The sequence below is a fragment of the Collinsella provencensis genome, assembly GCF_900199705.1.
Taxonomy (GTDB): domain Bacteria; phylum Actinomycetota; class Coriobacteriia; order Coriobacteriales; family Coriobacteriaceae; genus Collinsella; species Collinsella provencensis.
Window position 1 is genome coordinate 1465972 of the sequence record NZ_LT904908.1, and the last position, 14946, is coordinate 1480917.

The 14946-nt window shown below is 58.8% G+C and carries 11 protein-coding genes; 8 read left to right on the forward strand and 3 right to left on the reverse strand.

What is annotated here, in order from left to right; translation table 11 throughout:
- The first annotated feature begins 2 nt into the window (after positions 1 to 2).
- From C1711_RS06510 to C1711_RS06535, 6 genes are all read left to right on the forward strand, one after another.
- Entirely contained in the window at positions 3 to 2183 is a 2181-nt protein-coding gene (locus C1711_RS06510) for a hypothetical protein (RefSeq protein WP_159060074.1), read from the forward strand.
- Between the two features lie 61 nt (positions 2184 to 2244).
- Positions 2245 to 3867 (forward strand): sensor histidine kinase, encoded by a 1623-nt coding sequence (locus tag C1711_RS06515; RefSeq protein WP_234346319.1) that lies wholly within the window; start codon positions 2245 to 2247, stop codon positions 3865 to 3867.
- A 143-nt stretch (positions 3868 to 4010) separates the two neighbouring features.
- The gene (locus C1711_RS06520; RefSeq protein ID WP_102338305.1) at positions 4011 to 4694 is read left to right on the forward strand and encodes a transaldolase family protein; all 684 of its coding nucleotides are present in this window, start codon (positions 4011 to 4013) and stop codon (positions 4692 to 4694) included.
- 72 nt (positions 4695 to 4766) lie between these two features.
- Entirely contained in the window at positions 4767 to 5588 is an 822-nt protein-coding gene (locus C1711_RS06525) for a transketolase (RefSeq protein ID WP_102338306.1), read from the forward strand.
- Positions 5589 to 5591: 3 nt separating this feature from the next.
- A complete protein-coding gene (locus tag C1711_RS06530) occupies positions 5592 to 6533 on the forward strand; it encodes a transketolase family protein (RefSeq protein WP_102338307.1) in 942 nt (313 codons plus the stop codon).
- A 302-nt stretch (positions 6534 to 6835) separates the two neighbouring features.
- Positions 6836 to 7330 carry a GNAT family N-acetyltransferase gene (locus C1711_RS06535; protein ID WP_102338308.1) on the forward strand — a complete coding sequence of 165 codons (495 nt, stop codon included), beginning with the start codon at positions 6836 to 6838 and terminating at the stop codon, positions 7328 to 7330.
- Between the two features lie 201 nt (positions 7331 to 7531).
- Here C1711_RS06535 and C1711_RS06540 read toward each other — a convergent pair whose 3' ends face one another.
- The gene (locus tag C1711_RS06540; RefSeq protein ID WP_159060075.1) at positions 7532 to 8416 is read right to left on the reverse strand and encodes a helix-turn-helix transcriptional regulator; all 885 of its coding nucleotides are present in this window, start codon (positions 8414 to 8416) and stop codon (positions 7532 to 7534) included.
- 284 nt (positions 8417 to 8700) lie between these two features.
- Here C1711_RS06540 and C1711_RS06545 point away from each other — a divergent pair, with 284 nt between their 5' ends.
- Positions 8701 to 10482, forward strand: a complete 1782-nt coding sequence (locus C1711_RS06545) for an amidohydrolase (RefSeq protein ID WP_102338310.1) — start codon at positions 8701 to 8703, stop codon at positions 10480 to 10482.
- A gap of 264 nt (positions 10483 to 10746) precedes the next feature.
- On the opposite strand, the gene C1711_RS06550 is transcribed toward C1711_RS06545, so the two are convergent.
- Together C1711_RS06550 and C1711_RS06555 are read right to left on the reverse strand one after the other, a co-directional pair.
- Positions 10747 to 10935: an Arc family DNA binding domain-containing protein gene (locus C1711_RS06550; RefSeq protein ID WP_102338311.1), complete on the reverse strand. Its 189-nt coding sequence runs from the start codon at positions 10933 to 10935 to the stop codon at positions 10747 to 10749.
- Positions 10936 to 10962: 27 nt separating this feature from the next.
- Positions 10963 to 11982, reverse strand: a complete 1020-nt coding sequence (locus C1711_RS06555) for an SPFH domain-containing protein (RefSeq protein WP_102338312.1) — start codon at positions 11980 to 11982, stop codon at positions 10963 to 10965.
- Between the two features lie 728 nt (positions 11983 to 12710).
- Between C1711_RS06555 and pflB the strand changes: the two genes are divergently transcribed.
- Positions 12711 to 14825: a formate C-acetyltransferase gene (gene pflB, locus C1711_RS06560; RefSeq protein ID WP_102338313.1), complete on the forward strand. Its 2115-nt coding sequence runs from the start codon at positions 12711 to 12713 to the stop codon at positions 14823 to 14825.
- Positions 14826 to 14946: the final 121 nt, after the last annotated feature.

Consider the following 14946-nt stretch of genomic DNA (forward strand, 5'->3'; position numbering starts at 1 on the left):
ATATGAGTAAGAAGGCCAATGCGATGAACAATACGAAGGTGAAGCATTCGACGGTGAGGCCGGTGATCGGTCGCACGCTGACCGTGGGCGCTGTGAGTACGATTATGGGCATCACCTCATGTTTCCCGTTCGGTGCCACGCAGGCAATCGCCGAGACGCTCAACAACGGAAGCGATGCGTCTGAGAGCGCAGGGCAAAAGCAGGCTTCGAAGACTGCGAAGAACGAGGTCGTGTATACCAAGACCGATGCGAGCGGCTCCAAGCAAGGCGTCTACGTGGTCAACAAGTTCCAGACGGCAGCTGAAACAGACATCGAGGATCCCGGCACCTATACCAACGTCACCAACTTGTCGACCACCGAGGAGCTTTCTGACGAGGATGGCTCCGTTGCGTTCACAACGCCCGAGGGTGTGCCGTTCTATTACCAGGGCGATCTTGATGCAGAGACTACCACGCTGCCGTGGGAGGTCGAGGTGAGCTACACGCTCGACGGCAAGAGCATCTCCGCCGAGGACCTGGCTGGTAAGTCGGGTGATTTGGATATGGAGCTCAAGATCACGGGCGTTGACGACGACTCCGCAACCGCCGATTTTGCCAAGAGCTTTTTGATGCAGGCACAAGGAACGTTTGACAACGATACGTTTGAGCTCGATGACGCGGGAGACGCTACTATCGCCGAGGTGGGCAGCCAGACGCTCGTCACGTTCCTGCAGCTTCCAGGCACGAATGGCGACTATCACATCAAGGGTCATGTGACGGATTTCTCCTACTCCGGCTGGCAGATCAGCGCCATGCCGCTTGAGCTAGCACTCGATCTCAACAGCTTCGACACCTCAGAGCTCACAGACGCCATTGATGAGCTCATCAACGCGAGCGACCAGCTTGCCGACGGCGCGGGAAAACTTTCCGATGGCGCCGAACAGCTCGATGCGGGTGTTTCCGCGCTTCAGACCAAAGGAACGAGTCAAGTTGCGAGCGGCGCGCAGGGCCTGTTAGCTGCGCTGAATGGCCAGCAGGCGAATTTGGCGGCGCTGGAGGATGGGTCGCAGCAGGTCGCTGATGGCGTGAACGTCCTTACCACCACACTGGGCACGAGCCTTCCCAATACACTCGCGCAGGCTCAACAGGGTGTTAACGGAATGAAGGCGCAACTTGGTGTTATTCAGGGCAAGATGGATGCCATCAATCAGGGCGCTGCAGGTCTGAGTCAGCTTTCCACGTCGATTGAAACTCACGGCAACTCTCTTGCGACCACATTAACCGGCATGCAGACCGTTATGGGTGGCTTGAGTGGTGAGCTCGTGACCGCAGGGACCGACGCGGCAACAGCAGCTGGTCAGGCGGGTGCTGCCGCCACGAGTGCCCAAAGTGCTGCGACTTCCGCAGGCACCGTCGCGTCTGAGCTACAAGGGTTGCTTGATGGCGGCACGCTTACCCCCGAGCAGGAGGCTGTTGTCAGGAGTGCACTTTCCCACGCAAACGATGCCTCTACAAACGCGAGTGCTGCCGCTTCTTCGGCAGGCAGTGCCGCCTCGAGCGCTGAATCTTCTGCACAGACCGTGCAGGCAGCGGGGGAGAGCGCTCAGCAGGCGATGGGGTCGGATGCCGCCAAGAAATTGCAGGCTGACGCCAAGAGCCTTGCGGGCGACCTGCAAACGCTCCAGACGAGCGCCGGTGGATTGATGACGAGCGCAAACGAGGTGCTTTCCGATTCGAATACCCTGCTTGCCAATGCGGACACGATGATCGGTTCCATCAATCAAAACCTGAGCGGATTATCGGGGCAGATGGGTCAGATCACCGCTTTGAACACGGGTGCATCTCAAGTTGCAGCTGGAACCGCGAGCTTGCGTCAGCAGCTCAGCGCTCCCTATGCCACCGACGGCTCCATGACTTTGTACGGTGGAGTTTCGAGCCTCGCCGCTGGCAGCAGCGCGCTTGATGCCAACGCGCAGACTGCGGCTGCCGGTGCGCAATCCGTCGCTTCCGGTGCCTCCCAGCTCGAGAGTGCGCTGAACACGCTGCGCGACAGCGTGCAAGGCATGGACCAGCAGGTCCTCGATGAGCTGCAGGGCAAGGTCGATGAGATGCTCGGAAAGGGTTATGAGCTGCATTCGTTCGTGGCCCCCTCCAATACCAACGTGAATGAGGTCGAATTCGTTTACGTGGTCGCTGGTATTTAAGTAAGTCTTTCGTTTACGTGCGATGGGGCGTTCCTATACTTGAGGGTATCGTCGAGTGGCAATGCTGCTTTGGTTTTCGGCTCCGTGGATTACGGCGGCGGGAGACGAGCGCATTGTTTTGGAACGGAGCGCCATGCAATTCAAAGATAGGGACTTTCGAGGCTGGAACAAAAAAGAACAACACGCGCCGGTCAATCCCATGACGGGCGCGCCGGGAGGGTGGGGTTCGCAGACTGCGGGCCCCACGCCCGTTGAGGGCATGGGGCGGGCTACTGAGGCTGCGATTGTGGATGGGCGCCCGGAAGGCGAGACTGTGGATGGGCGTTCGGGGGTTCGAGTTGTCCCCTCGTCGGCCCCTTCGTCAGAGCCTGTACAGGAGTCGGGTTACTCCAACGAATGGAATGGGTTCCCTACATGGGATGCTAAGGCATCTCGGGACGAAACGCCTCGGGACGAGCGCGCGTTTACCACATCGAACGCGTCGATGGACGAGCTTCTGGACAAGTTGCGCCCCGTTTTGGACAGCCGCTTGCTTGCCACCGTAGTGCTGGGCCTGCTCTCCTTCGTTGTGGTGGCGCGCGAGAGCATCCTCGTGTTTTTCATCGTCTTCATTGTGGGATACATGCTGCTCGACCGCTTTCTCACCGTGCGCCGCTGTATCACGCTGGGCGGTTCCGCTTGGTTTCTTTTGGTGCTTCTGGGCGATCTGCTTAACCCTGGTGGCTCCCCGTTTTATATCAGCGTTGAATATCTTTTCATGTTCTGCGGTTTCTTGTTGGCGCTCGCGGTTTGCGGCGTGTTTTTCGCCGGACGCGCGTTTTACTACACGGGATTCGATCGCGGACAGGAGGTTGCCGACCGAGCTATTGCCAAACATATCGTTGATCGTTTGATTGACAATCCTGAACACGTGGACAATCTCGACGGAACGTACCTGGAGGTTGAAGGTTCAATTAGTCGTGTGCGGGATCGTGAGCGCCAGGTTAACGATGCTTTGCGCGATGAGGCGCGCCGCAAGGACGATTTGGTTACGTACTTGGCGCATGACCTCAAAACGCCGCTCGCCAGCGTGGTGGGCTATCTCTCGTTGCTTGAAGAGGCGACCGACTTGCCCGCCGAGCAGCGCATTCGCTTTACGGGCATCGCGCTCGATAAGGCCCATCGCCTGGACGCGCTCATCGAGGAGTTCTTCGACATCACGCGCTTCGACTTCCACGATATCGTGCTTACGCGCGGCTACGTGGACCTTTCGTTGCTGCTCGCCCAGGTTGCCGACGAGTTCTATCCGATTCTTTCCGACCAGGGTAAGAGCGTGGAGGTCGACGCGCCTGCGCACCTTACGGTGCTCATCGACGGAGACAAGATGGCGCGCGTGTTCAACAACGTGCTCAAGAACGCGATTGCATACAGTTACGAGGGGTCCGTTATCCGCATCAGAGCCGTGCAGGATGGTACTGGTGTGATCGTGCAATTTGAGAACAGGGGCGATCCCATTCCCGCGCCCAAACTCGGGATGATTTTCGAGAAATTCTACCGTTTGGATGCGGCACGCGCGACCAATCGCGGCGGGGCGGGCCTGGGCCTTGCTATTGCCAAGGAGATTGTGGCGGCGCATGGCGGCACGATCGCGTGCACCTCCGATCCCGAGCATACGGTTTTCACCATCGAACTTCCGGAAAAGTAGAGAATCGACGCGGGGTTTTGCCGCGATTGCCACGGGCCTTGTTGCATCGTTGAAGAATGCGGGTTTTCGCATGCACAGGGTGGTAACGTCTCGTATACTGGGATGCGAAGACGAGTAGGATCACCACGCGAAAGGATTACTCCATGAAGTTCTTCATCGACACTGCCGACCTGAATGAGATTGCCGAGGCCAAGAGCTGGGGTTGCCTGGCCGGCGTTACCACCAACCCGAGCCTGTATGCTCGCACCGGTGGTAAGCTCGCCGACTTCGAGCCGCATATGCTCAAGATTGCCGAGCTTTGCGAGGGCCTGCCTGTCTCCGCCGAATCCACCGCGTCCGACGCCGAGGGCATGATCGAGGAGGGCAAGCGCCTTGCCGCTCTCGCTCCCAACATCGTGGTGAAGTTGCCCGTGTGCGAGGCCGGCCTCAAGGCTTGCCGCGCCCTCGCCGACGCCGGCATCCGCGTGAACATGACGCTCGTCTTCTCTGCTCCGCAGGCGCTGCTTGCCGCCAACGCGGGCGCTCGTTACATCTCCCCGTTCGTGGGTCGCTTCGATGACATCGCCGAGGACGGTATTTCCCAGCTCGCCGACGTTGTCGCTTGCATCGGCAACTATGACTGGACCGGCAAGAACGTGGATGACGTCGTCGAGATCATCACCGCTTCCGTGCGCACCCCGAACCACGTGACCCAGGCAGCGCTGCTCGGCGCCGACATCGCCACCGTGCCGTTCGGCGCGCTCAAGAAGTGCCTCAAGCACCCGCTGACCGACCAGGGCCTCGCCAGCTTCGAGGCCGACTGGGCCAAGGTCGTCGCTCAGGCGTAACAACCGTACGATATGTTTGCGGGGGCGGATGTTCCGCTCCCGCTCCGTTTTCTTTGTCCTAAGGAGGGCAACATGCGTGATGACGAGCTCGTCAAAGTTGCGCGCGCGGTTCGCCGTGGCATCGTGACCGGCGTTCACGCCGCGAAGTCCGGCCATCCGGGCGGTTCTTTGGGTGCTGCCGACATCTTCACCTATCTCTACTTCGAAGAGATGAACATCGACCCGTCCGATCCCCACAAGGCCGATCGCGATCGCTTTGTGCTGTCCAAGGGCCACTGTGCTCCGGGTCTGTACGCGGCTCTTGCCGAGCGCGGCTTCTTCCCCAAGGAGGATCTGCTCTCACTGCGCCACATCGGCTGCCATCTGCAGGGTCATCCCAACATGGATGACACGCCTGGTGTTGACATGTCCACCGGTTCCCTCGGTCAGGGCGTCTCTGCTGGCGTTGGCATGGCACTTGCCGCCAAGCACTGGGGCGATACCTATCGCACGTATGTCCTGCTGGGCGACGGCGAGATCGAAGAGGGTCAGGTGTGGGAGGCCGCGATGTTCGCCGGCAACCACCAGCTCGACAATCTTGTGCTCATTGTTGACCACAACGGCCTGCAGATCGACGGCCCCATCGAGGAGGTCAACTCCGCGATGCCCATCGCCGACAAGTTCGCCGCGTTCAAGTTCCATGTGATCGAAGTCGCTGACGGCAACGACATGGCGCAGCTCCGCACTGCGTTTGACGAGGCCCGCACCGTTACGGGCAAGCCCGTGTGCATCGTGGCCGAGACGGTCAAGGGCAAGGGCGTCTCCTTCATGGAGAACCAGGTTGGTTGGCACGGTAAGGCCCCCAACGACGAGCAGTTCGAGCAGGCTATGGCCGAGCTTTCCGAGGAGGCGTAAGAGATGGCAGACGTGAAGAAGATCGCCACCCGTGCGAGCTACGGCGAGGCGCTGGTTGCGCTGGGTGCCGAGCACGATGACTTTGTGGTGCTGGACGCCGACCTTGCCGCTGCTACCCAGACGGGCAAGTTCAAGGCCGCATATCCTGACCGCTTCTTTGACGCGGGCATTGCCGAGAGCAACATGGTGGGCATTGCCGCTGGTATTGCCACCACTGGTCGCGTGGCTTTTGCGAGCACCTTTGCCATGTTCGCCGCTGGTCGCGCGTTCGAGCAGATTCGCAACTCCGTTGGTTATCCGCACCTCAACGTGAAGATCGGCGCCACGCACGCGGGTATTTCTGTGGGCGAGGACGGTGCGACCCATCAGTGCAACGAGGACGTCGCGCTCATGCGCACCATCCCCGGCATGACCGTGGTCGTTCCCGCCGACGACGTGGAGGCCAAGGCTGCCGTCCGCGCCGCTTATGAGACGGATGGTCCGTTCTACCTGCGCTTTGGCCGTTTGGCCGCTCCGGTTATCAACGACAACGAGGACTACAAGTTCGAGCTCGGTCGCGGCATCGTGATGCGCGAGGGCACCGACGTGACCATCGTCGCCTGTGGTCTCATGGTTTCCGCGGCGCTCGAAGCCGCCGAGGCTCTGGCAGCCGAGGGCATTTCCGCCGAGGTCATCAACATGCACACCATCAAGCCGCTCGACGAGGACACTCTTGTGGCGAGCGCCTCCAAGACCGGCCGTGTGGTTACGGTTGAGGAGCATTCCGTGATCGGTGGTCTGGGCGAGGCCGTGTGCGGTGCCCTGGCCGAGAAGTGCCCCGTTCCGGTGAAGAAGGTTGGCATGTACGACGTGTTTGGCGAGTCCGGCCCTGCCGTTGACCTGTTGAACAAGTACGGTCTGAACGCCGAGGGTGTGGCCAGCGCGGTGCGTTCCATCATGGCGTAGCATTTGCGTTTACACATGCGCTTGAAAGGCGGGCTCGCTTGCGGGCTCGCCTTTTGTGATATGTGCCGGTGCAAGCGCGCATTATTGATGCACGTCGGTGCGGGCTCGCATTTTGATACGCGCTGGTGCAGGCTCGTTTTTTGTATGTGCTGACGCGTGTCGGTGCGGGCTCGCATTTTTTGGCGCGTGCTGGTTTCTTTTGAGACGCGCTCAACCCATTGTTCGCATGTTTTGGTTTAATAAGGCCTAGTTGAAGTGCGGATAGATCCCTTCGAGCGCGTGAGAAGGGAAGGGGAGCTCACATGGATGAAGTCACAATCGAGATAGGCAGTCGCACCGATGCTTTTGCAATCCGTAAAGCCGTGTTCATGGATGAGCAGGGTTATGAAAATGAATACGATGCGATTGACGAGGACCCCTCGTGCATTCACGTGACGCTTTATGTGGGCGGCGAGCTTGTTGGGTGCTCGCGTTCGTTTCCTCGAGCGACGGAGCGTGTGCTTGCACAGGACGAACCTGAGTCGCCTGCCTGCGTGTTCGATGATGGAGCCACGGAGGAAACGATTTACGTGATGGGCCGCGTTGCCGTGCTTGCCGAGTGGCGTCGTCGCGGGCTTGCCAGCGTTATCGTTCGCGCCACTGAGGACGCGGCGCGCGATGCGGGTGCTCAGGTCATGAAGCTTCACGCGCAGGAATACGTGCGCGGCATGTACCTTAAGCTCGGTTACACGCAAATCAGCGAGGTCGATTACGAGGATGAGGGTCAGCCGCATCTTTGGATGGCCAAGAAGCTCTAAAGGTGGCCTCGTCGGCTGTCTCCGAATCAAAAAATCCGGTTATGCGCAAATTATCTCGAGAGATCCGAGTAGAAGGCGTTTTTGAAAAGAAGAAACCGCAGGTCAGAGATGTGCGGTTCCGCTTTCTACTTCGTCGGTTCCATTTGATTTATGCATAACCGTCATTTTTGCACGGAAATGCCTTCGAAGGCATGCTTGCGCCTATAAAACGGGCGGGACTGCGGTGCTCGCGGCGGCATCGTAGAGCTCTTCGCGTGAGGTGACGCCAATTTTCTCGTAGATGTGGCGTACGTGGGTTTTGACCGTTCCAGTTGAAATGCAAAGCTCCTCGCCAATTTCGCGATTTGTCTTGTGCTCGAGCAACAGCTTGAGAATCTCACCCTCGCGACGCGTGAGGTCGTGTTCCTGCGCAAAGGCGAGTGGCTGCATGTTGAGGACCTGCTGACGATTTTCCCGTACGCGTCGCCATAGGTAGATGGCGCCCGAGACGGTATAGATGAGCCCGAGAGCTTCAAAGAAAATGCTGCGCAGCGTGTTTGAGGTAGAGATTATTTCCAAAATTTCGCATGTCGAATACACAATGGCGAAGAAAATTGCCGCTCTACCACGCGAGCGTTCAACGACATCGCGTTGACGCGCATAAATCCAAAATGCGCTGACAATTGTCCAAATCTGCAGTGTGTAGGGGAATATGAGGTCGGCGGCAACCCGGTAGAGATCGTTTTTGATGGACCATTCTGCAATGATGCCGACAAAGCACAGCAACCAAAATGCAGCTTCGACATTGGAGATGGGGTGGTCAAGCAAATCCCCCAGAATTGCTCGATACGTCAGGATAATGAGGGTGTTAAAGAGTGTGTACACGAACGGGTGGCCCGTTTGCATGTCTTGGAAAAGTCCTGCGAATTCTGGGATGAATTCGACCATCCATAGGAACATGATGTCGATGAGATATAGGCCGAAAAGCAGCGTGACCAAAAGATGCAGACGTTTTTTCCGGCGAATATACAATGCGCCAAATCCAACGAATACGGCGGCAGTGAGGAGCGTCAGCGCATAACTGTAGAAAAACAATGCGTAGGACATGACAATCCTTTCGGCTTGAAACGCCTGGAGCAGGTTGGGATAATCTCGACCGTGCCCATCATAGAGAAGGGCGCTCAGCTTACGTTGCCTTGAACTCCACATGCAATAAGTGCAAACAGTATAACAAAACGCCTGTTAACCGTGGGTGTATATAAACATCTACCCCCGTTCTAAACCATCTCAACCCTTTTGGTTTTTGGCATGACATAGATACTCGTAAGCAACATGTTGTGGTGCATCCGAACTTAACCTTGCATCGGGTGCCCTATAGAAAGGGGTCAGACATGTTGGAGAAAGACGTTAGCAGGCGCTCGTTCATGGCCGGTTCCGCTGCGGTGGCAGGTGCCGCTGCGCTGGCAACGACGGGTTGCTCCAAGAACGAGGACGCGGGCAGCGCTCCGGTCGACGACGGCAAGGCCACGCTCGTCTTCAAGAACGCCCACGTGCAGACCATGGTCTCCGAGGATGACGTTGCCGAGGCCGTCGCCGTTGCCGGCAACGAGATCGTCTATGTTGGCGACACCGCGGGCGTCGAGGAGTTCATCGGCGACGATACCGAGGTCATCGACCTCGACGGCGCCTTCTTGGCCCCTGGCTTCATCGACAGCCACATTCATGCTCCTGGTTCCTGGAACAACAAACTTTTCGCTATTTGCCTTGACGGTATGACCACCAACGAGGAGTACCTCGCCGAGGTCAAGCGCGTGGTCGAGGCCAATCCCGATAACGAGGCATATTGGGGCGGCACCTTCATGTTCAACGCCTACGAACTGCCCGACGGCTCCAACCCCGGACCGCTCGCGTCCGACCTCGACGCTATCTGCGCCGACAAGCCCATCCTTATCAATGACGTCTCGCATCACTGCCTGTGGGTCAACAGCAAGGCTCTTGAGCTCGGTGGTATCACTAAGGACACCCCCGATCCTGCAGGCGGTCTCATCTACCGCGATGCTGACGGCAATCCCACCGGCTGTCTGGCCGACAACGCCATGAATTCTGTGAACGCTGCAGTCAGCACCGCCTTTACTGAGGAGCAGACGGAGGAGGCCCTCTACAAGTTCATGGAGGAGGCCAACTCCTACGGCGTTACCGGCATGTGCAACATGGGCGATGGCGGCGGTTTTGAGGCGAACAAGCTGTATCACAAGCTTGACGAGAAGGGTGACCTTACCGTTCGCTTCATGAACTCCACCACCACTTCTCCTGGCATGGACCCCGATGACATTCTCAAGCAGATTCAGGATTCCAAGGAATTCGAGTCAGACATGGTTCACACGCAGCTCGCCAAGATCTTCTACGACGGCGTGACTGAGTCCGGCACCGCATATATGCTTGAGCCCTACCTGGAGTCCACCGGCTTGGGTTCCGACTGGTATGGCGAGCCCGTGTGGCCGCAGGAGGATTTCGCCGCTATGGTGAAGAAGTACGACGCCGCGGGCCTGCAGGTCCACGTGCACGCCATCGGCGACGGCGCGGTGCGCAACACCATTGATTCCTATCTGGCCGCCCTCGCCGAGAACGGCGATCGCGACCACCGCCACACCATCACGCATGTGTGCGCCATCACCGACGAGGACATCCAGCGCATGGCCGACAACGACATCATCGCGTCGCTGCAGTTCCTGTGGATGTACGGCGACCCGCTGTATGAGCTCGAGTGCTCCTACATCGGCAAGGAGCGCGCCGACGCCATGTACCCGGTCAAGAAGATGTGGGACACCGGCGTTATGATCTCCGGCGCCTCCGACAACCCGGTGACCCCGTTCGTCGTGACCGACGAGATCGAGATCGGCGTGACCCGCAACAGCCCGTTCCCCGGCGAGGAAGACACCGACATGACCCGCTGGCCGGAGCAGGGCCTTACCGCGTACCAGATGCTCGAGGCTTACACCAAGCATTCCGCGTACCAGAACTTCTGGGAGGATTTGGTCGGCACTATTGAGGTTGGCAAGAAGGCCGACATCGTGGTCCTCGACCAGAACATCCTTGACGTCGACCCGGTGAAGATCAACGACTCTAAGGTCCTCTACACCGTGTCCGACGGCCGCATTGTCTACAAGGGCTAACGCGACTATTCAGGCGGTTGGCGCGCTCGGATGCTGGGGATTCGCTGCCTCCAAGCCATGAAGCGCGCCGTCGCGACTGTGCCCTCACGTAAGGTGGGGGCAACCGCAAGGCTCGCGTTCTCGTTTCTCCAATCGCGAGACGCATGAAAAAAGGGACGGCTCCATATGGAGTCGTCCCTTATGCGTTTTGGGTTGTGCTGGATGTTCGAGCGGGTTGGAAAGGGGCGTGCGGAAAGAGGGGCGAGAAGAGATACAAGAAGGTGGTTATTCCGGTGAATCCGAGCGCTTTTCTACCGTACCGCCATTTTTCGGCAACCGTCCCGCACGCTTGAGCGCATCGCGCAAGATCCACTCGACCTGTCCGTTGGCGCTGCGCATCTCGTCATCGGCCCAGCGTTGGACCGCTTCCCACACAGCGGGGTCTATGCGAAGTGGATATTGCTTGCGTGCCATCGTCGTGCCCGTTCTTCGCGACGTACGTTAGTAGAGCGATCCTGCGTTGAGGACGGGATGAGGTTCTGCCTCGCCACATAGGACGACCATCAGGTTGCTTGCCATCTGGGCTTTGCGCTCCTCGTCAAGTTCGATGGTACCACCGGCTGCCATTTCCTTCACGGCCATATCCACCATGGAGACTGCACCTTCCACAATCTTCTTGCGCGCTGCGATGACTGCTTCCGCCTGCTGACGGCACAGCATGGCCTGGGCGATTTCGGGCGCGTAGGCAAGATGGGTGAGGCGCGCGTCGTCCACTTCGACGCCGGCAGCGGCCAAGCGCTGGGTGAGTTCGTGGCGCAGCGCGGCAGAGACTTCCTCGACGTTGGCGCGCAGCGTGATGGCTCCGGCGGCGTCGGAGGAGTCCTCGGCGTGGTCGTAGGCGTAGATGCTCGCCACGTGGCGGAGTGCGGTTTCGGCCTGCATGGTCACATAGCTCTGGTAATCGTCGACGTCGAAGAGCGCCTTGGCAGTATCGGCGACGTGCCATACCACGACCGTTGCGATCTCGATGGGGTTGCCCATCTTGTCGTTGACCTTGAGTCGTTCACCGTTGAGCGTGCGCACACGGGTGGAGATGATGGTGGGGTTGCCCTTGGCGGCCTTCTGAGCTGCGGCTTTTGCCGCCTTGGAATCGCTCGTTTCGAGTTCGAGAATCTCCCCGAGGCCTGCCGAGCCTCCCATGCTCTTGCTGTAGAACGGGTTGGCCCAGAAAAAGCCCTCGTCGCGGACGGTGCCCACGTAGTTGCCGAACAGGATACACACGCGTGCCTGGCCGGGCTGCAGGGAGAAGAAGCCGTTGAGCGGCAAGAACCACAGGACGAACAGAACGATGCTCGCGGCCAAGACGACGCCGTAGGGGAGGGACGGTTCGACATCGTCCGGAGTGGAGGCCAGTCCCGTAACGCTCCAGATAAACAGGCCGACGATGGCGACGAGCGCCACCAAGACGGCGACGAGCATGCCGTAGCCCGACTTGACTTTGAGTTGCTTTTCCACGCTCATTGAAGATCCTTTCGATCCAAACGCCCGCGTTTGCGTGACTGCCCGAGCGCTGCCCCTTACTTGGTGACGGAGAGGGGCGTCTCCAACAACACGCACCGAATGTGTTGATGAAAGCATTGTGATATCACATTGAAACCATGTCAAGAAAAATCGGGGGATTTGTGCGAGATCAAGGCGGTCTAGGAGAGCGATTCGATTTAGGGGGAGGAAGTTTTTTGGTGTTAGACGCGAAAAATGGCAAAAAATGCCAGATTATGAGGTCGTGGGGATTGCGAGGCAATGCGAAAACGATGCCCCGTTGGGTTAGGGATAATAAGGCGAACTTTTTACCTGCGGGTTTTATGGCTGGCATCACATGGCGGAGAACGGGGGAGGTTTGATTGCCTTCATGGAAAGGTTCTCAGACCTCATAATCTGGCATTTTCTGCCATTTTCGGCTCGTTGAGAAGAAAAACGATCGATGTTCGGTTTATGCGGGGTAAGAACGCATCGCAGAAACCGGAAGAACTTCATTCGTGCCGTCATTCGACGCACTGCGGTGTGCTATCCTGTCAGTGCGAATAAATCCTCGGCAGACGGTAGTTTTTTACTCGTAAACGGGTGTATTTGTTCGGTAAACGGTTACGCGTTTAACCGGCAAAATGAGGGGCGTTTACGTTTATCCGTTTTCGGGGATCCCATTGCGAGGCGTTTCGTCTCGCCGAGCACGACAGGAGCGTGGTCAGGTAATGCAGGAGGCATGGGAAGGGTTCGAGGACGGCAATTGGACCAAAGAGGTCGACGTCCGCGACTTCATTCAGAAGAATTACACTCCGTATGAGGGCGATGAGTCGTTCCTCGCCGGCCCTACTGAGCGCACGACGAAGCTGTGGGACGACGTCATGGCTCTGCTGCTCAAGGAGCGCGAGCAGGGCGGTGTCCTCGACATGGACACCAAGGTCGTCACGGGCATCGTGAGCCATCCGGCGGGCTACATCGACGCGGCGCACCCCGAGCGCGAGACCATCGTCGGCCTGCAGACCGACAAGCCGCTCAAGCGCGCGCTGCATGTCAACGGCGGTATCCGCATCGCCGCTCAGGCTGCCGCCCAGCATGGCTATGAGATCGATCCGGACGTTGTCGAGCGCTACACCTTTGAGCGCAAGACCCACAACGCGGGCGTTTTCGACGTGTATACACCCGAAATGCGCGCTTGCCGTTCCGCCCATATCATCACCGGTCTGCCCGACGGCTACGGCCGCGGCCGCATCATCGGCGACTACCGTCGCGTCGCTCTTTACGGTATCGACGCCCTCGTTGCCGACAAGCAGGCGCAGAAGGATTCCACCCCGCGTGTCATGACCGAGGCCAACATCCGCGACCGCGAGGAACTGCAGGAGCAGATCCGCGCCCTTGGCAAGCTCAAGATGATGGCCGACTTCTACGGCTTCGACATTTCCAAGCCGGCGAAGAACACGCAGGAGGCTATCCAGTGGATGTACTTCGCCTACCTTGCTGCCGTGAAGGAGCAGAACGGCGCCGCCATGTCCATTGGCCGTACCTCCACCTTCATCGACATCTATGCTGAGCGCGACCTCGCCCGCGGCACCTTTACCGAGGAGCAGATCCAGGAGTTCGTCGACCACTTCATCATGAAGCTCCGCATGGTCAAGTTCGCCCGTACCCCCGAGTACCAGAACCTGTTCTCCGGCGATCCGCAGTGGGTCACCGAGTCCATCGGCGGCATGGGTGTGGACGGCCGCACCCTCGTCACCAAGATGAGCTACCGCTACCTGCACACGCTCGAGAATATGGGTACCTCTCCGGAGCCCAACCTCACCGTGCTGTGGAGCACGAGGCTTCCGCAGAACTTCAAGAACTTCTGCGCCAAGACCTCCATCGCCAGCTCGTCCATCCAGTACGAGAACGACGACCTCATGCGCGTGTACCACGGCGACGACTACGCCATCGCCTGCTGCGTGTCCTCCATGCGCGTGGGCAAGGAGATGCAGTTCTTCGGCGCCCGCGCCAACCTGGCCAAGTGCCTGCTCTATGCACTCAACGGTGGTGTGGACGAGGTTTCCGAGAAGCAGGTCGGCCCCAAGTATCGTCCGGTCGAGGGCGACACGCTTGATTACGATGACGTCATGAGCAAGTACTGCGACATGATGAAGTGGCTCGCTGGCGTGTATGTGAACTCGCTGAACATCATCCACTATATGCACGATAAGTACTGCTACGAGGCCATTCAGATGGCGCTTCACGACAAGCACGTGCACCGTTGGTTCGCCACGGGCATCGCCGGCCTCTCCGTTGTGGCCGACTCGCTGTCCGCCATCAAGTACGCCAAGGTGCACCCCATCCGCAACGAGAACGGCACCATCGTGGACTTCGAGATCGAGGGCGACTTCCCCAAGTACGGCAACGATGACGACCGTGTCGACTCCATCGCTCACGACATCGTGCACCAGTTCATGGAGTACGTGCGCATGAACGACACGTACCGCAATTCCGTGCCGACCACCTCGGTTCTGACCATCACCTCCAACGTGGTGTACGGTAAGAAGACCGGTGCCACGCCCGACGGCCGTAAGGCCGGCGTGCCGTTTGCCCCGGGTGCCAACCCCATGCACAAGCGCGACAGCCACGGCGCCATCGCTTCGCTGAGCTCCGTGTCCAAGCTGCCGTTCCGCGACGCTCAGGACGGCATCTCCAACACCTTCTCCATCATCCCGGGCGCGCTCGGCAAGGAGGACCAGGTGCTCTTTGGCGACCTCGATTTGGACGACGTGTCCTTTGAGATGCCTGTTGCCTGCTGCGACTGCACGGATTCCTCCGCTCCTGAGGGTGCCGAGGACTGCTAAGTAGCGGTTTCGATTTGCTTCCTCCGGTTATCTGTACGATGACCGGAGGTGGCATAACTGATATAATGTCAGTAACATTTACGACGTTGGCGGCGAGCTTAAGCGCGGGACGTGATGCGAA